Here is a 25,072-nt window from a genome sequence, read left to right on the forward strand (position 1 = left end):
CTCTCAACTATGCCCAATAGTTAAAACCATCGAGAAGAGATGTCAAGCGTACAAAGAAAACTAACCCCCGGTCTTATCCTCTTCTTTCGATTTTTTTAGTTTCGGCAGCTCGCCGATCGCAACGGAATACCAAATCGTATTTAAGGAATGTTGATAATACGCTTTTCGATACGCGATTTCCGAATCCAAAAAGGAGGTTTCCGAAACCAGAAGTTCCAAACGGGAGGCGGTTTTAAAACTGAATCCTCTTCTTTGACTGCTGAGATTGGATTCGGCGGAGTTGCGCGCTTTTGAATATAAGGACAACAAACGGGCCGAATTCAAAGAACTTTCATAGGCTTTGCGGATCTCGTCGCTCGCAACTCGTTTGGCCTGCGACAACTGCAGTTCCGCTTGTCGAACCGCGGATTGCGCCTGTTTGACTCCGGCGGTGATCGTACCCGCGGATAATATAGGCACGTTGATCGACAACTGCATCGTAATGTCTTTGTTCGGAGTCGTGTTGTGTTCGGGAATCGTATAATAATTGTTCAGCGTTACCGAAGGCAGATGCCCGCCCCAAGCTTTTTTCAAATTGAGTTCGGCCATCTTGAGATTCTCTTTTGCGGCGATGACGTCGTATCGTTTGGCGATTCTTTCCTCGGGCGTCAGGTTGTGAGGAATCACGATCGCCTCTTTGGGAATCGAAAGCCTCAATCCTCCTTCTCCCGCTCCGACGAGACTTTCGAGAGCCATTTCGGCTTGTTTCAATTGATACCGAAAGTCTTCGAGAGAAGCTTCGGAACGGGAAACATCGGCTTCGGCCCCGCTCAAATCCGCCCTCGTGATTCTCCCTAAGGAAAAAAGTCTTCTGCGTTCTTGGATGGTTTTACGGACCAAGTCCGTCTTTTTTTCCTCCAGAAGAATGACCTCTTTCAACTGAAGAACATTATAATATGCTTGTGCGATTTCCAGATAGAGCCGTCCGGACTCGTAACGAGCCTCGTTCATTCTCACGTTGGTCAACGCACCCGCTGCCTTGTATGTAGTATATTGACTGACTCCGTTCAGGATCGGAATCGACAACAAGAGTCTGGTTCCGGGGCCGACCGTCGGAGGCAAGCTGCTGCTCGAAGAAGATCCTCCGGTATACGGGTTCGGCTCCGTATAATACGGGTTAAAGTGAGAATTCGGTCCGGGAATCCGATAAAATTTGTTATATACCAAGGATAAGGACGGGAAGAAGGACGCGAAGGCCGCCGCCTTTTGCGAATCCGCCTGTTGAATCGCCTCTTCTTTGAGCGCGATCCGTTCCGTTCGTTCCACCGCATAAGCATAAAGTTCGTCGATGCTCAACTCTTGTTCGGGAGAAATGTTCCGGATTTTTTCGGTCGTAACTCCCGTGACTTCTTCTAAGCGAGGTTCTACGACTCCGTCGTTGGTTCGGATCGCGGAGTCGTCCGTACAACCCGCGATCAAGACCAAAAACAGAATCGCAAACAATGCGAAACTCTTTTTCCGGAAAAACGATTCCCCTTGAAATTTGAGACGAATCGGATTCAAAGCCGGCCGCTGCGAATTGAATCGACTCGTCGTATGCGAATGATTGTATTCTTTTTTTATAATATTTATCGAAATCATTTTTTTGTTTTTTTATTTTTAGGAACGGAAGGCGAAGGTTCGGGAAATACGAACGAAGCCTTTGTAGTGCCTTCTTCTTTTTCCTTTTCGCCGAGATAATACGCCGCGGGAACCACCAACAAAGTGATGAGAGTCGAAAGAGTCATCCCGCCCAGGATCGTAACGGCCATCGGAATTCTCGTTTCGGCTCCGGGTCCGAGCGCCAACGCGGGAGGAATCGCCGCCGCGATCGAACTGAAGGACGTCATCAGAACCGGACGCAAACGAATCGGACAACCTTCCCGAATGGATTCCTGAATACTTTTACCCGTGGTTCGAACGTGATTGACGAACTCCACAAGAAGAATCGAATTCTTTTTCACCAAACCCAAAAGAAGAATCAATCCGATAAAACTATACATATTGAACGATTGACCGAACAGATAAAGGGCGACTAACGCACCCGTAAAACTGAAAGGCATCGCCAAAAGAATGTAAAGCGGCTGTTTCAAACTGTTGAACTGGCTCGCAAGAATCATATACGAAAGAAGAATCCCGAAGAACAACGCAAGAGTCAGACTTTCTCCCGATTCTTTCGCGGTTTTCGCCGAACCGGTCACCGACACAGAATATCCTTCCGGCAAAATCGATCGCGCGATCTCCAGAGCTTTTTCCGTGGAAGCGGTTTGACCTAGGCCCGGAGTCGGATTTCCGAAAACCCGGATCGCCCGTTCGCGGTTGATTCGAGTGATCGTCTTCAACGCTTCCTTTTCCTGGATGCTCACGACTTCTTTCAATTTTACGAATTCTCCGAAGGTGTTGCGAACGCTGATCTCGGGGATCACCGCAATCGTTTCCCCCTTGTCCTTTTGGATCTTAACGCGCACATCGTAGCTCCGACCATTCTCCGTAAAACGGCTTACGTTCTTACCGCCCATCAGAGTCCCCACGGTGTTTCCGACATTCGCCATGCTCACGCCTCGGAGCGCGGCGGCTTCCCGATTGGTCACGAGCCTGAGTTCTTTTTGTCCCGCGACGTAATCCGTATCCACGTCCAAAACGGCCTTACTTTCCTTGAGTTTATCGAGAATCTGCACCGAAAGAGCGGATAACGTCTGCCAATCGGGACCGGTTAACACGAGTTCGACGGGATATCCTCGTCCCGCTGAAAATCCTCTCTGCGAAAGATCCTGCACCGAGAACGTAGCCTCCGGAACGAGTTCCTTCAAATCCTTTCGTAAAATTCCGAAAAGCGCGGCCTGCGTGATTTCCCTTCCGGTCTTAGGATTTTTCGGCCTTTGTCCCATTTCCTTCATCGTGATAAAAAACATTCCCGCGTTCGCTTCGGTTCCTCCGAATCCGCCCACGTTGGAAATATATTTATCGATTTCCTTTCTTTGGATGAGATATTGCTCCACCTTCTTCATCACCTCGTCCGTTCTCTGCAAAGAAGAACCCAAAGGCAAACGCGCGCGCACGATAAAACGCCCCATGTCCTGCGGAGGAATGAATTCCTTCTTTAAAAGAAAGAAAAAACCGAGCGATACGAGAAACAACGCGGTCGTTCCGTACAAAATCGATTTAGGATATTTTAATACGAAATCGATCGAACGGGCGTATAAGTCCGTGCTGTAGTCGAGAAAGCGTTCGATCGTCGGGTCCATTCTTTTGAAAATCGAAACCCTTGAAATCCAACGATTCCAAGATTCGCGCGCGTCTGCGGAAAACACGGAGGAAAGATAGGATTTCCTTCCATTCTCCCGTTTGCCTTCGCTGTACAACGAGGCGCGCATCGGAGTAAAACTCAACGCTTCGAAAAGGGAAAGAAGCACCGCGACGGAAATCGTAACGCCGAATTCCAAAAAGTATCTTCCGATGATTCCCTTCATAAACGCGACGGGAAGAAAGATCGCAACGACGGCTAACGTGGCGGCCAACGCGGCGAAACGGATTTCGGAGGCGCCGTCCAATGCCGAGTCGAACCAGGACTTGCCCATCTCCCGATGTCGCGTAATATTTTCGAGAACCATGATCGCATCGTCGACAACGATCCCGGTTGCGAGGGACAAACCCAACATCGTGAACGTGTTGATCGTAAAACCCGCAAAGTATAAAAACAAAAACGTTCCGATCACCGAAGTCGGAATCGCAAGAAGCACGTTGCCCGTGCTTTTCCAATTTCCCAAAAACAAACGGCAGACGAATCCGGTAAGAATCGCGGAAAAGATCAGAGTGAATTCGAGTTCGTTTACGCTGTCTCGGATATAGCCCGTGTTATCGTTGGAAACGGTGAGATCGTATCCTTTCGGAAGTTTCGGTTTTAATTCCTTTACCTTCGCCTTAACAAGATCTCCGACTTGAACCGCGTTCGCGCCTTTGAGTTTTTTAATTCCGATCGCGACGGCTGAAATTCCGTTAAAGCGGGAAATTCTCCGAACTTCGCCTAACCCGTCTTCTACGATCGCGATGTCCTTCAGACGAATCGATCGGAATAAGGGAGAACCGCTTCTCGAATTCAAAAAGATATTTCCGAGCTGCTCCGCGGTCGGTACCTCTCCCACGGCGCGAAGACTGATCTCGCTCGTTTTATTTTCCAATCGACCGGAAGGAACTTCGAGATTCTGTTCCTTCAACGTGTTGACGATATCGTCGACGGCGATTTCGCTTCTTGAAAGTTTGATCGGATCCAGATAGACGTTGATCGTCCGATCCACGTAACCGCCGAGAATGATCTCGCCCACTCCGGAAATCTTCTGAAACTTATCCTTCAGAAAATCCTTCACAAAGAGCATCTTTTCTTTTTCCGTTTTATCGACCGCAGTCACCGAAACCCAGATGATCGGGGTGTCATCCGGATTGGATTTCGTAATCACGGCCGGATCCATTTCTTCGGGAAGTTTGTTGGAAACCTGCGCGAGTTTGGTTTGAATCTCCTGCACCGCGACGTCAACGTCACGGCTGAGTTCCAACTCGACGGTTACGGTCGCCGATCCGTCCGAAGAAGTAGAACGAACCTCGGTGACTCCTTCTACAGCCATCAGAACCTCTTCGATCGGGTCCACGACGTCGGTTTCCATCACCTGCGCGTTGGCTCCGACCAAGGTAAGAGAAACGTTGACCACGGGAAAGTCCACGTCGGGCATCTGAGAAACGCCCATTCTTGAGAATCCGACCGAGCCGAACAGAATGATCGCGGCCATCATCATCCAAGAAAAAATAGGATTGCGTATCGATACTGAGGAAAGCAAGAAAAACCCCTTAGATGAAATCAAACGAAGAAAGGAACGACCTTGAATACGCATTCGACCTGTTTTTCCGGTCGCAGGTCCGATTTTTTGCGGATCATTCCACTCTCATCCTATAATCTTGGACAATTTTCTAATTATTTCACAGGTTCGAAAATTATAATACACATTTGTGCTAAAAATGAGAAAACAACGCATTCGAAATTTTCCTTTTGTTTGAGAGCGCTCCGAGAATCGGAGAAGTTATGCGTCCTCATAGACTAAACGCCGTTAGCAAATCGAAACGCAACGTTAGGTTAATAATTTATAGAAAAGCTTCTTAGGGAGAAGGACCCGAAGTTTCTTCGTAAAAAAATCGAAATTTATTTTAAATCAAACGGGAAATTTCTTTCAATTTCGATCTTTTCGTCCAATACTTTGCAGCCGGCTTCTTCACTTAGATAGAAACACGACGCGCATCGTTATGAAAAAGAACGACATTCCTTCCACGAACCACGAAACGAACGGAAGCAACGAAGATTCCCGTCCAGGTTCCTTAAAAAAGAACCTGATCGGTAAAAAACGAAAACTCGGCATTCGCGCCCGTATCTCCATCATCCTCACCGCGTTATTGACCGTGGGCGCGCTTTTAGTGACGACGATCAATTCCATTGTCGCTTATCAAAGACTCAAACAGGAAGCCGAATCGGGAGCGAGACTCGCTTCCGAAAAATACACGAGAGAAATATCACAATTCTTGAATGTAGGACTCGGGGCCGTACGGAGTTTCAAGGCCGTTCTGGAAAAAACGAGGCCGAACCGCCCGATGTTCGTCGACGCCTTGGGACAATTTCTGCACATTCAACCCGACTACTTCGGAGTCTGGGCCGTGTTCGAACCGAACGCGTACGACCGATCTGATAACGCGTATAAAAACGCGAAAGGACACGACTCGTCCGGAAGATTCGTTCCTTATATCAACCGAGCCCTCGACGAAAACAAACTCGTATATGAGAATTGCGTAAACTACGAAGATCCCGGACCGAAAGGACTTTATTATTCCGTACCAAGACAGACACAAAAAGAATTTCTCACCGAACCCACGAGTTATCTCGTATCCGGAAAATCGATCCTCATGGTTTCCATCGTAGCCCCCGTATTCCGTGATTCGAAATTCGCGGGCGTGGTCGGAATGGACGTAACGATCGAAAGAATGCAGACGAGAATCGGATCGATCCGTCCTTTCCGCAACCAAGGGTATCTCGCTTTTTTATCACCGGACGGCTCTTTTGTCGCAAACGGAAAAAACCCGGAGACGGTGGGCAAGTTGATCGAGGATGAAAGCGAACGAAAAAGAATCACGAACGGAATCGCTTCCGGACAACCTTTTATAGAAGCCAAAGAAGGTTTCACGCACTATTATTATCCGGTTCTTTTGGGAGATTCCCCTCGCCCTTGGGCCGTAAGAGTATCCATTCCGGATTCATTATATTCAGGAGATCTAATTTATATTTGGGCAATCTCCCTGATTTCCACGTTTGCGATACTCGGATTGATTCTGATCACTCTTCGATTCTCCTTCGATCGATACGTTCTCAAAGGACTATCCAAAGCCATCGCATATTCCGAACAAATCGCAAAGGGAAATCTTTCCGCGAGAGCGCATTATCCGAGAGAGGACGAAATCGGCGAATTGTTGTCCGCGATGGATAAAATGCGGGAGGATCTTTCCATGTATCTCGAGGAAAGAATCGTAACGCAGGCCGCGTTGAGAGAAAGCGAGGAAATCCGCAAAAGAAACGAATTGATCGAAGCGCAGAAAAAACATCTGGAAGAAGCTCTTGAAAATTTACGTAAGGCGCAGAATCAATTGCTTCATTCCGTGCGAATGGCGACTCTCGGCCAACTCTCCGCGGGGATCAGTCACGAACTCAACAATCCTCTCGGCGCGATCAAGGCTTCCAATCAGACGCTTCTCGCGTCCGTTCCGAAAATGCGTTCGATGTTGCCCGAAGTTCATTCGATCTTATCGCTCGCTTCTCCGGAAGAAAGACAACTCTATATCGAATTTATCGACACTTGCAGAAAGGGCGATTCCGGAATCGCCGGTCTGGAAGTGAGAAAAAGAAGAAAGGATATCAGCGACACTCTCAAAAATTGGAATATTCCCAATCACGAAGCGTTAGCCGATACGATCGCCGACATGGGAATCGAAAGCATTCCCGAAACGTATAAACCTTTTTTTCAAATGTCCAATCGCGAAACGCTTTTGGAATACATTTATCTGGAGGAAATCTATTTCAGAAATTCGGATACGATCCGAGTTTCGGTGGATCGAGCTTCCAAGATTTTATTCGAGCTGAGAAATTATTCCGAAGCGGGCAACGAAAGTTCTACGAGAAACGTTCACCTCGAAGAAACTCTAGAAACCGTGTTTACCGTTTATCAACATTACATTCGCCGCGGAGTGAATCTGGTCCGATCCATCGAAGAAGTTCCTCCGGTTCACTGCGTTCGGGAAGAAATCGTTCAGATCTGGACGCATTTGATCTTTAACGCGTTGCAGGCGATGCAGTTCAAAGGAAACCTCACGGTCCGTTTGTATCAGCAAAACGGAGAGGCGGTCGTGGAAATCGAAGACGACGGCCCCGGAATTCCGGAAGAGATCGGCGAGAAAATTTTCGAACCGTTCTTCACCACCAAGGACGTGGGAGAAGGAAGCGGCTTAGGTTTGGATCTTGTCCGTAAACTTCTACTCAAAAACGAAGGAAGAATCGAATGGTTCAGCCAACCCGGACAAACGGTCTTCCGCGTTTTTTTACCGCTGGATTTGAACCCGCCGGAAGATTCCGCGTGAGCGGGCCGCAAGGCGCGAAGCGTCGTCGCAGACGACGAGCGGGACTCCGCGAGCCTGAAGGCGCGCGACTCGAAGCCGATTACGAAACTACATTCGTTTTTTTGAATATTCTGGCGAGAGGCACGCCCGAAAAGAACTTCAAGTCGTTCGATTGAGTTCTTCGAGACAGGCGATGCAAAGACAATCTTCGTATTCTTTCTTGAGCCGCGCCCGGACTTCCGGTGAAAGTTTCACGGAAAAACACTCGCAGAAGTTCGCTGCGGCGCCGCATCCAAAAACCTTGCCGCAGCGCTGACAAGGTTTTTGAACGATTCCGGTTTTTGAGAATTCAACTTCGGACATAAACTAAGTCGTTTCGAAACGATCAAACGTCCCAGGAATAATGAAAGAAGGTTTCGTCTTTCACGAATCCGATCGACTCGTATAATTTTTGCGCCTTGTGATTGTCGAACGCGGTGGAAAGCTGAAGATATTTCGCGTCCGTTCCTCTCGCGAGAACCGCGCTTTGTTCGATGAGCGCTCTTGCTCCGCCCTTCTTTCTATATTCGGGCCGAACGAAAAGATCGTTTAAAATCCAAGCGCGTTTCATGGACAAGGAAGTAAAGATCGGATACAACTGGGTAAATCCGCAGTATCGATCGTCCTCCGTATAAACGTAGATTTTGGATTCTTGGTTGCGGATTCTTTCTTCGATGAACTTTGTCGCTCCGGCGAGATCCGATTCCTTCTGATAGAACTGACGGTATTCGTCGAACAATTTCGCGAGTTCGGGCAGATCCTGTAGGGAAGCTTCTCTGATTTTCATTTTCAATTTTCCTAATATACCTATTTTTTACGGATCGAGGACTCTACAAGTTTAAAACGAAATCGAGTCGCTTCGCATTAATTTACGAAAGTTTTCCATTTACCGGAAAGTTTACCCTTGCGTATCAAATGAATCTCTCCCAGTTCGGCCATTACCTTCTCGCTTTGAGTCGGTCTGTAAAATACGAAATCGTTCGGGAACAGGGAAGTTTTCAGAGAACCGTTGAGAATTCCCTGATTCGTGCTCGCTCCATAAAGCGAATTGTCCTGAAGACCGGACGGAGATTCTTTCTTTGCGGAAAACGCGCCTCCGTACGTAAAATACGTCAGTTGTTGATTCGGATCCCAGAGCGAAAACAAAAACGAAATCGATTCCAAAAACGGAATGTTGGTTCCCTCCAAACGTTTCAAGATCGGAGCCGCTATAAAGACGGCGGGAGAATGTTCTTCCAAACTCACCGTATCGAAGTCCGTAGGTTTGACGAGCGCCGAACCGACCGATACGTCGTTGACGATTCCGTTTCCGAATTCCTGATAAAAACGATACGTCTTACTTCCGCCTCCGTTGAATACGAGTTCTCCCTGAAATTGTTCCGGAAACTTTTCTTTCGAATAGTTTATAAATTCCGAATATACTTGCAGGGACTTTTTCAAAGAATCCTCGATCGCACGGATTTTATCCCCGAAGATCACCGGAACCGAAGCGACATGCGGTTCGTATCCCATAAATCCGGAAAAGCGCAGATGTTGTTTGTTTTGACGAAGGAGCGTAAAGGAAGAATCCAGTTCTTCTTTTTTTCGAAAACCGCCTCTGTGCAACCCGATGTCGATCTCCAAGCATACGGACAACCTGAGATTTTCCTTTTGAGCGAAGGCAAGATACTCTTTGAGCCTTTCTTCGGTATCGACGAGCCACAGAACGTTTTGAAAGAATTTTGCGTCCGTTTTGGTATAAACGTACGCTACTGCGTTGATCGGCATGGGTTTTCCCAAAAGAATATTAAATTTTCTGAATTCTCCGTCCGACAAAAGCATCGCGACGTCTCCCGAATGAAACACCATCAAACGATCGCTACCCGTGGCGCGCACGATATATCGCAAAAGATCCAAGGAAGGAAGCGACTTTACGACGACGCGATATTGCAATGGGGACTTTAGTTTTTCCTTAAGAACCTTGAGATTCTCATCCAGACGATCCAGATCCAAAAGAACGATCGGTTTGCCGGGACCGTTCGTTTTCAATTCTTCGTTGAGGTTTTTAAAATAGGGAGAATACGGTTTTCCGTTATCGCCGGGTTTGATCGCGAAGATCAGAAGGAAAAGCAGGATCGGAATTCCGACCAAGATCGTCTTCTTGCGGATGAGCTTCATTCGTTTACTCCTTAGTTACACCGGTAAGAATGGAGTTCAAAGTCGAGTTCAAGATTTTTTCCAAAGTTCGTTCCTCTAAAATCGCCGGAGGAATTTGTCTTCCGTTGACAAGAACCGCAAAGCCGTGAACGAGACTCCAAAGCGTAAAAGAAAGACCGTACGGATCTTCCTCTTTGAAGATACCTCTTTTTTGACCGTCTTCCAAAATTCGAAACAAACCCATAAACGCTTCCCTTCCGATCGTTTCCAACTCTTCGGGCGCGCCCTCTTCGCATGCAAGCGCTCCGCCGAACATCAATTCGGTTCTTCGAGGATGTTTTAAGGCCAAAGACACATAACGTGTTCCCGACGAACGGAGTCTTTCCATCGGATCGTCGCTGCTTTCCCAAGCGAGACGCATTTCTTCCGCGAGATCCGTAAAACCGCGGGTCGCAAGTGTAAACAGAAGATCGGCCTTTCTGGGAAAGTGACGATACGGCGCGGCATGGCTGACTCCTAGATCCGCCGCGATGTCCCGTAAACTCAATCCTTCGACCCCTTTTTGTTCCAGAATTTCCTCGGATCTTTGGATAATCGCCTTTTTGAGATCCCCGTGATGATACGATTCGGGGGTTTGTTTTTTAGAAGATTTCTTTTTGGATGCGCCTTTTTTTTCCATAGAATGTTGTCGGTGACTACTTTTTTATGTTGACAGAGCCAACATTTATGTTTACAGTAGTAACATATTGTCCAAAAGGGTCAAGGCCCTTTTTCGGAGGAATTTATGAGAATTCTAAATAGGATCCTTCCCTTTTCCAAACTCAATCCGCCCCTATTTTGGAACGGATTCGTAAACGCTGCCAGCCTTTTGATTCTGATTCCAGCGCTTTTTCTCGACGAAAGAACCGTGACGAACGCGCCCGTTTGGCTCAAACCGATCAAGTTCGCCCTTTCGATCGGAATGTATTCGTTCACGTTGATCTGGATTCTTCAGTTTGTGGAAGGCCGGAAAAAAACGATCCGCGGTATTTCCTGGATCGTCACCGCGATGCTCACGGTGGAAACCGTCTCGATCGCGTTTCAGGCCTATCGAGGAATTCCGAGTCATTTTAATATTACGACTCCTCTCAACGGCTTCATCTTCAGCCTGATGGGAACTGCGATCGGTATATTATGGTTTTTTCATATCGTTTTGGCGATCTTTCTATTGCGTCAAAAATTGGAAAATAAGACTCTTATGGAATCCCTGCGCTGGGGAATGGGAATCGCCGCCCTGGGAATGATTCTCGGGTTTTTAATGACGATTCCGAGACCCGAACAAATCGAACAGATGAAAGCGGGAATTTTGGAAGCAAACGGGGGACATACGTTCGGCGCGCCGGAAGGAGGTCCCGGTCTTCCTTGGGTCGGTTGGAGTACGATCGCGGGCGATATGAGAATCCCGCACTTTCTCGGCATCCATGCGATGCAGCTGATTCCGATGATCGCTCTTCTATTCGGAAGTTTCAAAGTTTCGCAAACGGTTTCCGTTCTTGCCGTGAGAAACTTTTCGATCTTTTTTGCAGGTTTGATCGTAGTTCTGACGATACAAGCATTGAGCGGAGAAACGTTGTTTCGTCCTTCGACGGGAATTCAAATCGGATTTTTGATCTGCGGACTCGGGATGTTCGGAAGTCTGCTTTTTCCTTTTCTTTCCAAAAAAACGTTCAATACGGAAATCAACGGAGTTTAACATGGACCTTTCCCTTCTCTTTAAAATCGCAAACAATGTCGCATTGGCGGGTTGGATTCTTTTGATCGCGATTCCGCAATGGAAATACACAAGGCTCGTTACTACGGGTCTTTTAGGAACGCTCCTTTTCGGAGGAGTATATACGGTTTTACTTATATTCAGTTTCGGTAAAACACAAGGAGGTTTCGATTCGTTGGAGGGAGTTTCCCTTCTTTTCCAAAATCAAACCGTTTTGACGGCCGGCTGGGTCCACTATCTCGCATTCGATCTTTTTGTGGGAACCTGGGAAAGCGCAAACGCGGAGAAGCTGGGAATTTCGCGTTGGCTCGTGATCCCTTGTCAGATCGCGACATTCATGTTCGGTCCTTTGGGGTTACTCAGTTATCTCCTTTTGAGAGCGATCTTACGAAAGCCGATCCTGATCGATCAGCCGTTTTCATAAGCGTTTGCAACCAACCTACGACGCGAACCCGAACTCTAAAGATTGCGGCCTCGAATGAGGTCGCATCTTTCATAAGAAGGTGGATCGTAAAATGCGAAGCAGACGTCGTGACAATTCTAAATCGGTTCGTTTCGACAATCGGAATTCTTTAATTGTTCCGACAAACCTTCGATGAAAATAAAACTTGCAATCCTATCAAAATCGTTCGGTCAAAACTTTCCGAAGAATATTTCTCGTCTCCGGATGAGTTATCACCTGATAGTGGGAAGTCTCCAAAAGACGATAAACCCTCGATTCAGGATTCGATTTCTTCCGATACACTTTGTCGCTTAACAAAGTCAAACTCGGTTTTTCCACGATCCCGTCTCCGATCCAAGAAGACCATTTCGATTCCTCTTCGGTGACAAGACTATAGATCTGAGTCGCATTCAAGTCGTCCAATTCCCCGAAATACGCATCGTTGACGTATCGTTTGATTTGATCGTTTTTGATCCAATCCTCTTCCCGTATAATTCCGTGCGAAAGATCCTTGATCGCGTCGCTTCTCTGATTTCCGATAAATCCGATAATGCTCACTGGAAGAATCGGCAACGATTCCGCACCGAGCCCGAGCCAAAAACCGATCTTTTCGATATACGATCCTCCGTCCGGGGAATTGATGATCAGAGCGTGACGAATCTTTTTCGGAAAGGAAGAATTCTCCCGTTTGGCCTGATACAAAGCGCTCCTCAAAATCAAACCGCCTTGACTGTAGGCAATGACGTCTAACGTGTGATTTTTAAGTTCGGGAGAACCCAAAAGATTCTCCACAAGCTCCAGCATGTATTTTGCGTTCGTCGATAGATGGACGCCCGGATTAAAACGAAGATAAATCGGATAATAACCGCATTCCTTCATCGTATCGGAAAGCGGAACTTCGCCTTTGGCGTTCCAAAGTCCTTCGTCGCAGAAAAGTCCCGGAATACAAAGAATCAGCTTCTGAAGTTTGGAGTTCTTCCAATCCCCCAATACTTCGGCGACTCCGGCGTCCTTTCCGTTCAAACGAAATGATGCTTGAATGTGAGAAGTCGTCACAAGTCCTGCGAAAGATTCTCCCACGATGCTGGATACGGGAATGTTCTCAAAAAGAGTTCGCTTAACAACGACGTCGGCCGCATCAAGCGCGTCTAACGCTTGATGCATCGCCTTGGCTGTGGAAGTCAAAGCTTGAGTCAGACCTTGGTCCGTTTTTTCGCCGGCGTTCTTCAGCGATTCTCCCGATTTGGAAAGAAATTCCGCGAGATTCGTGTTTTGAATCAGAGGAGCGTCCGAAAGTTTGGATAATTGTTTCGAAGACCAGTCGAAGGATTCGGTCAAAATAGAACGCACTCCTTCCAAGGTCCCCACCGAAGTATCTTTCGCGAGTCGAACCAGCAATTTACTCAGATCCATACTCGGTTGAGTCGGTTTATAAGGCATTTTCGCTTCTCCTCTTGTGTGCCGCGAAGTATAACCCGAAAACGTGCTTCAGTCAACGGTTAAAATCCGATTCTCACTTTGAATTCAAGAACGAAGAGACTTGATCTTTCCATTCTTTCCGTTTCCATGACGACATGCGGCTCCTTCTCATTCAACCGCCCGTAGAAGATTTTTACGATACCGATATAAGATTGCAGCCGATCGGTCTTTGCTATCTGAAAGGGGCGATTCAAAAATTTTTACCGGACGTCGAAGTGATCATCCGAGATTTTCATAGAGGTCTCGGCAACAAACTTGCTGGAAGAAGAACGGTTCCGATTCCGCCCGAACTCAAATACTTAAAGGAGTATTATCCGGTCCCCGATAAAAGTCCGTTCTCCACATTTTTCGAATACTTTCATTTCGGAGCGTCGTATGAAGACATCGCGGAGGAAGTGAAATCGATACGACCCGATCTTGTGGGAATCTCGTCGCTTTTTTCTCCGTATTATCGGGAAGCTTTAAAGACCGCGGATGCGGTAAAACAAGTTTTGGACGTTCCCGTTTTAATGGGCGGCTCGCACGTCTCCGCTTGTCCCGAACTGATGCTTTCGCATAAGAGCGTTGATTTCATCATTCGAGGAGAAGGAGAAAAACCTCTCTGCGATTTTTTGAACGAATTTCAGACGAACAAACGTTATGCGCTCGTTGATTCTCTCGGCTGGAAAGAAAACGGAGAACTCCGACTGAATCCGATCGGAGAAAACTATCCGATCCACGAATTGCCACCGCCCGATCTTTCCTCGTTAAAAAAAGAACACTATCTTTTCGAAGGAAAGCCGATGCGTTTTATCATCACTTCGAGAAGTTGTCCGCATCGATGCAGTTTTTGTTCGGTCCACACCACGTTCGGAACCAAATATAGAAGAAACACCGTGGAGAACGTGTTAAACGAAATCAAGGATTCGTACGAACTGGGTTACCGTGTTTTCGATTTTGAAGACGACAATCTTACGTTCTTTCGGCCCGAGATGAAACAGCTCTGCGAAGAATTAATCGCGGCCTTTCCGAAAAAAGACGTTCAGTTCGTCGCAATGAACGGGATCTCCTACATCAGCCTGGACAGCGAGCTTCTTCATTTGATGAAAGAAGCCGGGTTTACGAATCTCAATCTTGCCTTGGTCAGTTCGGATAAACTCGTTCGGGAAACCACCAAACGACCGCATACGATCGAAAAATATCTTCAAATCGTGAACGAAGGTTTCGACCTAGGATTTCAAATCACTTCGTATCAAATTCTCGGTCTTCCGATGGAAAGTCTGGATTCCATGATTCAGACGCTTCGGTTCAACGCAGCTCAACCCGTCTTGATGGGCGCGTCTCTTTTTTATCTTACGCCGAATTCTCCGATCGCTTCCGGTTTTCCCGAAAGGAACGAATCCGATATCTTTCTTTCAAGACTGACTTCGATGGCGATTCCTTCCGAACATTTTGAAAGGGAAGATCTTTATTCTCTTTTTATCGTTACGAGGATTTTAAACTTTCTGAAAAGCGCTCCGATTCCCAAGGGAGAATCCGCGTCTATAAAGGAAGCCTTAGGAATCTTGGAAACATCGGGGATTCGTTCTTTAACCGGAGTGCGATTGTTCCGCAGACTAATCGAAGAACACGCGTTATACGCATCCGTAAATTCGGAATTCGTATCCTTGGATCGGTTTCGGTACGGAATTTTCGAAAGGGTTTTTTCCGGTTTGGAAATCGTCACGACCCTTTCCGGCGGAACGATCGACCTGCAGGAATGGAATCTAGGGCATTTGGAAAACGCGGTAAAATCGGGTTTCGATTCCACTTCGGATTAAAAAAAGATTCCGATTCCTTGATTCTAGGATAGAATTTCGAGTTAGGCGGAAACGCCGGGAATTCTCAAATGGAAACCCGTAACAAACCCTATGAACGTTTTTCCGAAAAGGAAAAAACGCGAAAGATCATCCAATGGATTCGCTTTCGGAACGATCGGATTCACAAAAATCATCCTTTCTTATCGTTGTATCAGGATCGGATCGGTTTGGGAATTACGCTTTTGTCCGCGGCCGGGATGATTCTATTTGCCTTTCTTTATCTATCCGATCGAATTCCGTTTTGGATTTGTATCGTGATCAATGCGATTCTCGCTTCTTTTTTACATGAGATAGAACACGACCTGATCCATAATCTTTACTTCAAAGGAAACGCAAAGATACAGAACTTTATGTTTTGGATCGTTTGGTTGTTTCGCGCAAACACGGTCAATCCCTGGTTTCGCAGAGAAATTCATCTTCTCCATCATAAAGTTTCCGGTAATAAAGAGGACGTCGAGGAAAGAATGATCGGCAACGGAATGCCTTTCGGTTTGCGAAGAATTCTAACGATGATCGACGGAAATTTTGCGCTGATTCTCCAGGGAAGAAAAGTCGCCAAAGACGCATACTCGCAACTCAGAAAAATCAAAGCCGCCAGAATCGTCGGACCGTATCGGGAAATCTTTTTTCTGCTTTGGTATTCCTTTCTTTTGTTAAACGCATTCCATTTTTTGAATCTACTTTTTCAAAACCCGATCGCGGAACCTGCGTTTCTCGAATCGGCAAGAACGTTTCTAAACGCGGCCGCGGTCGTTTTTCTGATTCCGAATTGGATTCGGCAAACCTCGATTCAGATCGTTTCCTCAAACATGCACTACTACGGAGATATTCCGAACGTTTACAATCAAACCCAAGTTTTGAATTCATGGATCGTTTTTCCGTTTCATCTTTTCTGTTTTAATTTCGGCGCGACGCACGGAATCCATCACTTCGTAGTCAATCAACCGTTTTATCTCAGACAATGGACCGCGTTTTACGTTCTTCCGGCGTTAAAAAGATACGGAGTTGCGTTCAACGATTTTAAAAGTATCTTCCGAGCGAACGCGAAGATCGTTTACAATCTCCAGTGAGACTCTTCCACCCGTTCCACCCAAAAGTCCAACGTCGTTTTCAAGCCCGCAAGATCCAGCGGTTTAACCAGACAGTCGTTCATTCCTTTGGAAACGTATTTTTCCTTGCTGCTTTCGATCGCGTCCGCGGTGAGAGCGATGATGATCGGAAGATCCGCGTTCTCCTTTCGGGAACGAATCCATCTAGTCGCCTCGATGCCGTCTACTTCGGGCATGTGAATGTCCATTAGAATTATATCAAATACTTCCAGCTGCATCCTTTCGATCACTTCCCGCCCGTTATGAACGACCGCAGGATCGTAACCTAATTTTTTGAGAGCCCTTTCGATCAAAAGACAATTCGTCTCGTTGTCTTCCGCGACGAGAATGCGGATCTTTTTCGGAACCGCCTCCCCATACAAGTTTTCAAGATCGCGCGTCGGATCCGGTCCGAGAATTTTTTCGATTTCGGATTCGGAAGGAATGTCATACTCGATCGAAAAGAAAAACTTGGAGCCCTTGCCTTCCTTGCTTTCCAAACCGAGAACCCCGCCTTGCAATTCCACCAATTGTTTCGTAATGCTCAAACCCAAACCGGAACCTCCGAACTTTCTCACAGTGGAAGTGTCGCTTTGCGAGAACGCATCGAAGACCTGTTTTTGTTTTTCCGGAGGGATTCCGATTCCCGTATCCGAAACGACGAACTCGATCGCCACCTTCGAATCGGAAATTTTTTTCTGAGAAACTTTTAGGACGACTTTCCCGTGATTCGTGAACTTGATTCCGTTTCCGCTCAAGTTCCAAAGAATCTGACGCAGCCTCAACTGATCTCCGGAAACGTATTCCGGAATTTCAAACTTACCTTCCAGTTGAAAGCCGATCTGTTTACGTTTTGCAAGAGGATATAAAAGATCGTGGATTTCATCCAGGACGGAACGGATCGAAAAGACTTCCTTATCGAGCGAAATTTTTCCGGCTTCGATTCTTGAAAAATCGAGAATATCGTTGATGATCTGAAGAAGCGATTTCGCGGAACCGGAAAGGATCTTCACATATTCCTTCTGTTCTTCGTTGAGTCTCGTCGTTCCCAAAAGCTGAACCATTCCCAAAACCCCGTTCATAGGCGTTCTGATTTCGTGACTCATATTCGCGAGAAAGCTGCTCTTAACTTTGGAAGCTTTTTCCGCGATCTCCTTCGCTTGAATCAATTCCCATTCCGTTTCTCTTCTTTGCTGGATTTCCTTTTTCAAAAGTACGATGTTCTTATGAATCTCGGACTGTAATCCGTCCTTGAGTCTGAATTCCAATTCCTTGATTCTCTGAACGAGCATGATCGAAAACAGAATCGACTGAGCGATAAACGCCAATTTAAGAATATGAAGCGAAAGATAATTCATCGAGATCACTCCCGAAGCGCTGAGGTTCGTGATTATACCGGCCGTCGGAAAGATCATGTGAATAAAAAGTAGAATTTTCGCGGTTCTAAAACCGTCCTGAATCCTCACAACGCAGAAGTAAACGATGATGAGGTTGTTGATCAAGATCCAATAATACGAAAACTGATTGAGTTGATTCGTAAACAGGATCGAAGCAGGAAACAGTAAAAGATTGCAAGTTACATAGATCCAAGTAGTGATTTCCGCCCGTTTGTCCTTTTTTTCCGGATATAAGAATTCAAGGGAGAATAAAAACAAAAACAAGGCCGACGCGTAAACCAGAACGAGCGTCACCGGAAGATAATACGTTCCATATGCCGGTTTAAACAACGACAAAGTCAATCCGTCCCAAGCGGTCAAATAAACCGTAAAGAAGGAAATCATAATAAAGTAATATAAATAGGATCTCGCCCGGAAAAAGAAATAAAGGGAAAGATTGTAAAGACTCATCGCTATTCCGAATCCGAGAGTCAAACCTACGATGATGGAACGGAATTGTTTCGTGATGCCGTATTTGCTTTCCGATTCCAAGACGAAGGGAAAACGAAGAGGGGTTCCGCTTTTGATCCTGCAAACGATTTGGATTTCTTCTCCCGGACGAAGATAAAAATCCAACGTGGGAAAATTCTCCCCATAGAAACGAGTGGAACCGGCGCGGATGTCGTGGATTTTTCCTTCGTGAGCGTATCGATAGTGAATGTCCACTTCCTCCAAAAACGGATTGTAGACTTCGAACTTTCCGTAGTAGTCGCGCGCCGTGTCGTTTTTTAGAGGAATATAAAACCAAGCCGTCGCTTTGGTAAAACCCAGGGAAAAGGACTCGGAAGGAATATGCTGAAACGCAATGAAAGAATCACCGGAAAAAATTCTCTCCTTCCAATCCGTTCCTTCCATGTCGCTGAAGTAATGAACAAAAGAACGGAACGATCTGCTTTTCTGAAGCTGCGAAATATTTCCTGAATCCGGAAGCGCACCTTCGCCAAATATGGGAAATGCGAGACCGCAGGAAAAAAGAATCGTTATAAAAAATCGATTCATAGGAACGGATGACTCGTGGATTTTGTTATAGTTTGCAACATCCGTTTTTAGAGTAAAAAAGGTTTTTATCGGTCCCGCATATTTAGGACCGATAGAATGATAAGACGAGCTTTTTTCCGCGATTCCGGCAACTATTTCAGAATGATCTTATCGATCATTCCGTATTCCAAAGCCTCCTTGGATGAAAACCAGGAATCCCGATCCGTATCTTGAATGATACGATCCAACGGCTGTCCCGTTGCCTTTGCCATGATTTCGTTCAATAGATCCTTTTCCCGTTTTACGGACTCTGCAAAAATTCGTATATCTTCCGCAGGGCCTTTGAATTCTCCCATTACGTGCGGTTGATGGATCAAAATCTTACTGTGCGGATACGCCGAACGATTTCCGCGAACGCCCGATAAAAGCAAAACCGCACCGAAAGACATCGCCATTCCCAAACAAGTCGTATAAACCGGAGGACTTACAGAATTCATCACGTCGAGAATCGCCAAACCCGCGTAAGTCGACCCTCCGGGAGAATGGATGTAAAGGGAAATCGGTCTCGTGGGATCCACCGCTTCCAAATACAAAAAACGATCTATCAAATAACGTGCGGAATTATCGTTCACTTCTCCCCAAAGAAAAACTTTTCTTTGTTCGAGATAAACGGATTCGATTTGAGAAGAAGGAGGAAGTAAGGTCGTTTCCAAAATTTCCTCCTAAGCGGCTAAGAACATTCTGAAATAAGCTTCGGGTCTGTAGACTTCCCCGATTCCGTCTCTCAGAATATTTTTGAGTTTCAAATGACGTTTTTTGATAAACGAAAGGGTTTTTCCCTGTGACTTCGATATTTCGTCTAACGTAAAATTTCGATAATAATGGAGTTCGATCAGGGTTCGATCCTCGGGTTTCAATCGATCGATGTTTTTGAGGATCGTTTCCGAACGTTCCTTTTCGAAAAAGTCGGAATGGGTATTGCCCGCGGTCTGATCGATTTGTCTCGGATCTTCGAAAACAAGCCGTCGGTTTTCTTTTTTACGGAGAATCCGATCGCTGTGTTTGACAATCGCCCGTTTGAGTAGAATCGGAAACGCTTCCGGCGTATTGATCTTGCCGCAATTTACGTATAAGTCCCAAAAGGCTTCCTGCACGACATCCTGGGAAAGATCCTCGTCTCGAAGAATCCGATTCGCATGCCGTAACGCAAAACGTGAGAATCGTTTTTGCAGAAGGGTCCAAGCCTGTGCATCGCCGGATTTCGCGTGTTCCAAAAGTTGAATGTAGGATTTGTCTTTCATACGATTTAAAGTCCCTCGGATTTCCGTTGCAGTTCTTAAAAAACGATCTTCTCCGGGGTTTTTTGCGGAAAAAAGTTCTTTTTCCGCGGTTCGGAACGCTTTTAACCTCCGTAACCCCGAAGAAAATCGTATCGGTTAGATTCTTCCCTTATCCTTGAGTCGCTTCTGCAAAGCTTTGGACATCTGTTTGTCCGCCTGCTTCTTCTTTCTCGCCTCCTCGGGATCGGTCATCACTTTGTAGGCTCGTAATTCTCTGTTTAATTTCAAATAAGAAGCGAACCGTTCTTCGCTGATTCTTCCGTCTTCCAAAGCGGCCGCGACTCCGCAGCCGGGCTCGCCGTTGTGAGAACAATCGTTAAAACGACATTCTTCCGCGGCGATGGCAATCTCCGGAAAAATAGATTCGAGTTCGTCCTCGTCGCCCCCCGCAAAAAGACCGACTTCCCGGATTCCAGGATTGTCCATAAGAACTCCTCCTTCCGAGAGAAGAAACAGTTCCCGATGCGTGGTCGTATGTCTTCCGGTTCCGTCCGAAGCCTTTACTTCGTTCGTCTTCTGCACTTCTTCGCCTAACAAAGAGTTGATGATCGTGGATTTTCCGGCCCCGGAAGAACCCAGAAACGCGATCGTATTTCCCGGTTTGATAAACGAAGCGATCTTTCCGATCTGCGAACCGTCCAAAGCGGAAATCATCTCGACCGGAATTTCTCCCGCGATCGATTTGATCTCCTCGAATCGTTCGTTCGGATTTTCGCAAAGATCCCGTTTGTTTAGAACGATCGCGACTTCCGCGCGGCTGACCTTTGCCAAGAACAAATAACGTTCGATTCTTCGCGGGCTGTAATCGTTGTCCATGCCCATGATCACGAGAAGCAGATCGATATTCGACGCGATGGCCTGCGATTGATTTCGTTTTCCCGGATTGCTTCTCCGTAAAAACGTTTTTCGAGGGAGAATTTGCTCTATGATGCAAAGATCTTCTCCTTCGATTTCACGCACGAGCGTCCAGTCTCCGGCCACTAAGAATTCTCCCGAAACGGATAATGCGCCCGAGGGAATTCCCCTGCGTTCACCAGAGTCCGTTAGAATTTTTGAATATTCTCCGTAGACGGAAACCACTCGGCCCGGCCTTAAATCGTCGAACAAAGGGATTTCCGAAAGAAAAAATTCCGGGTCCCAGCCATAGGATGTGAGGATTGAGTTTGATTGTGACATGTGATTCCTTCTGATTTTTTGGAATGAAGATACATAACGCCCTTTCCCCTTGGAGGGATTCGGAACGTTCAGCCTTTCAGAATGGAATCAAACAATCATATGCAGATTTGAACACAGGGTAAGGGGGTTTTGGTCTTTCGTCAATCAAAGAACGATCGGATTATTTCCAAGATTTCAAATCCTTCCACTTCGATTTTTCTTGCAATATTTTCCTTTTTTGGAAATATTTTGCCAATTTAACCCAGGCAAAAACATTGATTAAAAAAATTTCCCAACCCATAGAAAGAATCAAAAGTCAATATGAAACGGTTGTTATCGGTTCCGGTTACGGCGGTGGAATCGCTGCCTCCCGCCTTTCGCGCGCGGGAATCGAAGTCTGTCTTTTAGAAAGAGGCAAGGAAATCCGGCCGGGAGAATTTCCGAACAAGGAAATCCCCGCCATCGCGGAAGTCCAAGCGAACTACGAAGACAAACATATCGGTTCCAAAAGCGGTCTTTACGATTTTCACATCAACGAGGACATCAATGTTTTGGTCGGCTGCGGTTTGGGTGGGACTTCGCTTATCAATGCGAACGTAAGCCTCAGAGCCGTTCCCGAAGTTTTTCAAGATCCAGCCTGGCCTGCCTCGATTCGGGAAGAAGCGGGCAAACACGGAATGGATCCGTATTATTCACGCGCGGAAGAGATGTTAAGACCGAATATTCTTCCCGCAAAGTATCAAACATTAGCAAAACATAAAGCGCTCAAAAGCTCGGCGGAATATATCAAAAAGAAATTCTATCCGACTCCGATCAACGTTACGTTCGAATCCAAATTGAATCACGTCGGAGTGATGCAGGATGCGTGCACAAACTGCGGGGATTGCGTTACCGGCTGCAACGTTTCCTCCAAAAACACGACTCTGATGAATTATCTTCCCGACGCGGCCAACTTCGGAGCGCAGATTTTCACCGAAGTTAAAGTGAGTTATATCGAAAAGAAGGACGGCTATTGGCTGGTCCATTTTATTCCTCTGGGAATGGACCGCGAAAAATTCAGCAAAGACGAATTATTCATCCGTGCGAACAACGTGATTCTTGCGGCGGGCTCCCTAGGCTCGACCGAAATTCTTCTCCGTTCCAAAGAGAAAGGACTTAGCCTTTCGGACGCCGTCGGAGTTCGCTTTAGCGGCAACGGGGACATGCTCGGCTTTTCTTACAACGGAAACGCGAAGATCAACGGAATCGGCTTTGGAAGCAAAAAAACGAACGGAAACGCCGATGTGGGCCCTTGCATCACCGGCGTGATCGACACTCGAATCGGCGCTCCGTTGAACGAAGGAATGATCATCGAAGAAGGTTCGATTCCGGGCGCGATCCGCGCTCAATTACCCGCGGCCTTCGCAATCAGTTCCAAACTCACGGGAGTCAAAACAAAAAAAGGAATCATCCAGTGGATTGTTGAGAAATTTAGAATATTCTTAAGTTTTATATTGGGTCCGTATCGGGGCGCGGTCCGCAACACGCAGACCTATCTCGTTATGGCGCACGATGGAAACGACGGAACGATGTTTTTGAAGGACGATCGTTTGAGAATCTCCTGGCCGAACGTGGGTAAAAAACCGATCTTCGAAAAAATCAGCACGATCCTGAAGGAATCCACCGTTCCTCTCCAGGGAACGTATATTAAAAATCCCGTATGGAACAAATTGACCGATCAGGATCTGATTTCCGTTCATCCTCTCGGCGGTTGTCCGATGGGAGAAGACGCTTCTTCTTCCGTAGTCAACGAAAACTGCCAAGTGTATTCCGGCAAAAGCGGGAAAGCGACGCACGAAGGGTTGTATGTTATGGACGGTTCGGTGATTCCTAGATCCCTGGGAGTCAATCCGCTTTTGACGATCTGCGCGATCTCCGAAAGAGCCTGCGAAAAGTTAGTCGCGGGGAAAGGACTTCAGATCAATTACAGCCTTCCATCGTATCCGAAACATTCGGACGTCGTAGACGAGACTACGTTGGGAATCGAATTCACCGAATGTATGAGAGGATTCTTTTCCACTCAATCGAAAGAGGACACGGAACGCGGTTATCAGATCGGCAAGGACGAAGGTTCCCCCATCGAATTCTTATTAACGATCCGAAGCGAAAATCTCGAAGAGATGATCGATAACCCGGATCACAAGGCGACGCTATTCGGCACCGTACGCGCGCCCGTAATTTCCAAAGACATCATCACCGTTACCGGCGGAGAATTCCTTCTGTTCATCTCGAGAGAGGATCGTATCGAAACGAGAAACATGGTCTATCGTATGATTCTCAATACGGAAGAAGGTAAGAAATATCTTTTCGTGGGAGCGAAGTGGATTCAAAACGACGGCCTCACGAACATCTGGAGAGATACGAGTACGCTCTACACTACGATCTATGACGGCGAAACGGAGAATTCTCCCGTGTTTGGAAAAGGAATTCTTCACATTCTTCCCGAAGACTTTGCAAAACAGATGACCACGATGAAGGTCATCAATTCGAAATCGATTCTCGACGACGTAAAAGGAATGGCGAAGTTCGGTTCGTTCTTTGCGGGAGCGTTGTACGACGTTTACGGCGGAGTTGCAAGTTCCATCGTTCCTTGGGACAAGGACGCAAGACCCAGAACCAAAAGACCGTTGCGTGTTTCCGCGCCGGAAGTTCATTTTTTCAAAGCGGCGGACGGAGCCGATCTTCGATTGCTGCGTTACAAAGGCGGAAAAAAAGGCCCGGTTCTTTTATCACCTGGGCTCGGTGTTTCCAGTTTGATCTTCAGCATCGACACGATCGACACCAATCTTTTGGAATATCTTTTTGAAAATCAATACGACGTTTGGCTCTTCGATTATAGAACGTCGATCGCTCTTCCTTCCGCGCCTCTTCCGAATACGGGAGACGTGATCGCGGTTCAGGATTATCCGGCCGCCGTGAATAAGGTAAGGGAACTCACCAAAGTCGATAAGATCCAGGTCGTCGCGCATTGTTTCGGCGCCACGACGTTTACGATGGCCCTTCTCGCAGGTTTGGAAGGAGTTCGCTCCGTCGTTCTTTCACAGATTTCGGCTAACGTGGAAGTCCCCACCTCCATGGACATCAAAGTCGGCCTTCACACGGCGGAGATTTTGGACGCGCTCGGGGTCGAGGACATGACCGCTTATACGAGCGACAAGGACGGATGGCTAGATAAATTCTTCAATTCCGTTTTGGCTCTTCAACCTCAGTCGCTTTTCGCGCACGACGTAAATCCGGTCAGCAGAAGAATCACCTTTCTGTACGGAAGTCTCTATAAATTAGAAAACTTGAATGAAGAAACCTATCACTACGGCTTGGGAGAAATGTTCGGCGTGTCCAACATCAAGGCGTTCGAACATCTTTCCAAAATGATCCGCGCCCACAAGGTGGTAAACGCGGAAGGCAAAGACGTGTATGTTCCGAATCTGGACCGTCTGAATCTTCCGATCACGTTCATTCACGGAGCGGAGAATCAGTGTTATCTTCCGGAAAGCACCGAGATGACTTACAAATCGCTGATCGATCGTTTCAATCCGAACCAGTATAGACGTCACGTGATCCCGGACTACGGCCATATCGATTGTATGTTCGGTAAAAACGCGTATAAAGACGTGTATCCTCTGATTCTTCAGTCCTTAAACAGCTACTGAAGAATTCGGAAAATTATTAAATTCTAATATATTTTTAGGAAAA

Annotated in this window: 17 protein-coding genes; 6 read left to right on the plus strand and 11 right to left on the minus strand. The window is 46.7% G+C overall.

Annotated features, from left to right (window positions below; all coding sequences use genetic code 11):
- Nucleotides 1–60: 60 nt before the first annotated feature.
- The gene (locus DLM76_RS04050; RefSeq protein WP_429946401.1) at nucleotides 61–1,482 is read right to left on the minus strand and encodes a TolC family protein; all 1,422 of its coding nucleotides are present in this window, start codon (nucleotides 1,480–1,482) and stop codon (nucleotides 61–63) included.
- A 134-nt stretch (nucleotides 1,483–1,616) separates the two neighbouring features.
- Nucleotides 1,617–4,847, minus strand: coding sequence for an efflux RND transporter permease subunit (locus DLM76_RS04055; protein ID WP_241548171.1), 3,231 nt, complete (start codon nucleotides 4,845–4,847; stop codon nucleotides 1,617–1,619).
- A 460-nt stretch (nucleotides 4,848–5,307) separates the two neighbouring features.
- Here DLM76_RS04055 and DLM76_RS04060 point away from each other — a divergent pair, with 460 nt between their 5' ends.
- A complete protein-coding gene (locus DLM76_RS04060; protein ID WP_118964412.1) occupies nucleotides 5,308–7,680 on the plus strand; it encodes an ATP-binding protein in 2,373 nt (790 codons plus the stop codon).
- Between the two features lie 138 nt (nucleotides 7,681–7,818).
- On the opposite strand, the gene DLM76_RS04065 is transcribed toward DLM76_RS04060, so the two are convergent.
- The 4 genes from DLM76_RS04065 to DLM76_RS04080 form a co-directional block, all read right to left on the minus strand.
- Nucleotides 7,819–8,022: a cysteine-rich CWC family protein gene (locus DLM76_RS04065; RefSeq protein ID WP_118964413.1), complete on the minus strand. Its 204-nt coding sequence runs from the start codon at nucleotides 8,020–8,022 to the stop codon at nucleotides 7,819–7,821.
- 22 nt (nucleotides 8,023–8,044) lie between these two features.
- Nucleotides 8,045–8,485 (minus strand): GNAT family N-acetyltransferase, encoded by a 441-nt coding sequence (locus DLM76_RS04070; protein ID WP_118964414.1) that lies wholly within the window; start codon nucleotides 8,483–8,485, stop codon nucleotides 8,045–8,047.
- A 77-nt stretch (nucleotides 8,486–8,562) separates the two neighbouring features.
- On the minus strand, nucleotides 8,563–9,855 hold the full coding sequence (locus tag DLM76_RS04075; RefSeq protein WP_118964415.1) for an alanine racemase: 1,293 nt from the start codon (nucleotides 9,853–9,855) through the stop codon (nucleotides 8,563–8,565).
- 4 nt (nucleotides 9,856–9,859) lie between these two features.
- Entirely contained in the window at nucleotides 9,860–10,513 is a 654-nt protein-coding gene (locus tag DLM76_RS04080) for a TetR/AcrR family transcriptional regulator (protein WP_118964416.1), read from the minus strand.
- A 105-nt stretch (nucleotides 10,514–10,618) separates the two neighbouring features.
- Between DLM76_RS04080 and DLM76_RS04085 the strand changes: the two genes are divergently transcribed.
- Nucleotides 10,619–11,566 (plus strand): hypothetical protein, encoded by a 948-nt coding sequence (locus DLM76_RS04085; RefSeq protein WP_118954829.1) that lies wholly within the window; start codon nucleotides 10,619–10,621, stop codon nucleotides 11,564–11,566.
- A gap of 1 nt (nucleotide 11,567) precedes the next feature.
- Complete coding sequence (locus DLM76_RS04090) at nucleotides 11,568–12,008, plus strand: ABA4-like family protein (RefSeq protein ID WP_118954828.1); 441 nt, start codon at nucleotides 11,568–11,570, stop codon at nucleotides 12,006–12,008.
- A 195-nt stretch (nucleotides 12,009–12,203) separates the two neighbouring features.
- On the opposite strand, the gene DLM76_RS04095 is transcribed toward DLM76_RS04090, so the two are convergent.
- A complete protein-coding gene (locus tag DLM76_RS04095; RefSeq protein ID WP_118954827.1) occupies nucleotides 12,204–13,466 on the minus strand; it encodes an esterase/lipase family protein in 1,263 nt (420 codons plus the stop codon).
- 134 nt (nucleotides 13,467–13,600) lie between these two features.
- On the opposite strand from DLM76_RS04095, the gene DLM76_RS04100 reads away from it, so the two are divergent.
- Nucleotides 13,601–15,304, plus strand: a complete 1,704-nt coding sequence (locus DLM76_RS04100) for a B12-binding domain-containing radical SAM protein (protein WP_118964417.1) — start codon at nucleotides 13,601–13,603, stop codon at nucleotides 15,302–15,304.
- Between the two features lie 68 nt (nucleotides 15,305–15,372).
- On the plus strand, nucleotides 15,373–16,413 hold the full coding sequence (locus DLM76_RS04105; protein WP_118964418.1) for a fatty acid desaturase: 1,041 nt from the start codon (nucleotides 15,373–15,375) through the stop codon (nucleotides 16,411–16,413).
- Here DLM76_RS04105 and DLM76_RS04110 read toward each other — a convergent pair.
- From DLM76_RS04110 to rsgA, 4 genes are all read right to left on the minus strand, one after another.
- A complete protein-coding gene (locus DLM76_RS04110) occupies nucleotides 16,398–18,866 on the minus strand; it encodes a hybrid sensor histidine kinase/response regulator (RefSeq protein ID WP_118964419.1) in 2,469 nt (822 codons plus the stop codon). The genes DLM76_RS04105 and DLM76_RS04110 overlap by 16 nt on opposite strands.
- A gap of 131 nt (nucleotides 18,867–18,997) precedes the next feature.
- On the minus strand, nucleotides 18,998–19,558 hold the full coding sequence (locus DLM76_RS04115; RefSeq protein WP_118964420.1) for a ClpP family protease: 561 nt from the start codon (nucleotides 19,556–19,558) through the stop codon (nucleotides 18,998–19,000).
- A gap of 9 nt (nucleotides 19,559–19,567) precedes the next feature.
- Nucleotides 19,568–20,146, minus strand: coding sequence for an RNA polymerase sigma factor (locus DLM76_RS04120; RefSeq protein WP_118964421.1), 579 nt, complete (start codon nucleotides 20,144–20,146; stop codon nucleotides 19,568–19,570).
- A 135-nt stretch (nucleotides 20,147–20,281) separates the two neighbouring features.
- Complete coding sequence (gene rsgA / locus DLM76_RS04125) at nucleotides 20,282–21,361, minus strand: ribosome small subunit-dependent GTPase A (protein ID WP_118954821.1); 1,080 nt, start codon at nucleotides 21,359–21,361, stop codon at nucleotides 20,282–20,284.
- Nucleotides 21,362–21,615: 254 nt separating this feature from the next.
- On the opposite strand from rsgA, the gene DLM76_RS04130 reads away from it, so the two are divergent.
- Nucleotides 21,616–25,029: an alpha/beta fold hydrolase gene (locus tag DLM76_RS04130; protein WP_118964422.1), complete on the plus strand. Its 3,414-nt coding sequence runs from the start codon at nucleotides 21,616–21,618 to the stop codon at nucleotides 25,027–25,029.
- Nucleotides 25,030–25,072: the final 43 nt, after the last annotated feature.

The organism is Leptospira yasudae (assembly GCF_003545925.1).
Classification (GTDB): Bacteria; Spirochaetota; Leptospiria; order Leptospirales; family Leptospiraceae; genus Leptospira; species Leptospira yasudae.

Coding starts and splice junctions, on each gene's coding strand:
- DLM76_RS04085 (WP_118954829.1), top strand. CDS start 10,619: ATGAGAATTCTAAATAGGATCCTTCCCTTTTCCAAACTCAATCCGCCC.
- DLM76_RS04065 (WP_118964413.1), bottom strand. CDS start 8,022: ATGTCCGAAGTTGAATTCTCAAAAACCGGAATCGTTCAAAAACCTTGT.
- DLM76_RS04060 (WP_118964412.1), top strand. CDS start 5,308: ATGAAAAAGAACGACATTCCTTCCACGAACCACGAAACGAACGGAAGC.
- DLM76_RS04080 (WP_118964416.1), bottom strand. CDS start 10,513: ATGGAAAAAAAAGGCGCATCCAAAAAGAAATCTTCTAAAAAACAAACC.
- DLM76_RS04100 (WP_118964417.1), top strand. CDS start 13,601: ATGCGGCTCCTTCTCATTCAACCGCCCGTAGAAGATTTTTACGATACC.
- DLM76_RS04070 (WP_118964414.1), bottom strand. CDS start 8,485: ATGAAAATCAGAGAAGCTTCCCTACAGGATCTGCCCGAACTCGCGAAA.
- DLM76_RS04095 (WP_118954827.1), bottom strand. CDS start 13,466: ATGCCTTATAAACCGACTCAACCGAGTATGGATCTGAGTAAATTGCTG.
- DLM76_RS04075 (WP_118964415.1), bottom strand. CDS start 9,855: ATGAAGCTCATCCGCAAGAAGACGATCTTGGTCGGAATTCCGATCCTG.
- DLM76_RS04105 (WP_118964418.1), top strand. CDS start 15,373: ATGGAAACCCGTAACAAACCCTATGAACGTTTTTCCGAAAAGGAAAAA.
- rsgA (WP_118954821.1), bottom strand. CDS start 21,361: ATGTCACAATCAAACTCAATCCTCACATCCTATGGCTGGGACCCGGAA.
- DLM76_RS04110 (WP_118964419.1), bottom strand. CDS start 18,866: ATGAATCGATTTTTTATAACGATTCTTTTTTCCTGCGGTCTCGCATTT.
- DLM76_RS04120 (WP_118964421.1), bottom strand. CDS start 20,146: ATGAAAGACAAATCCTACATTCAACTTTTGGAACACGCGAAATCCGGC.
- DLM76_RS04090 (WP_118954828.1), top strand. CDS start 11,568: ATGGACCTTTCCCTTCTCTTTAAAATCGCAAACAATGTCGCATTGGCG.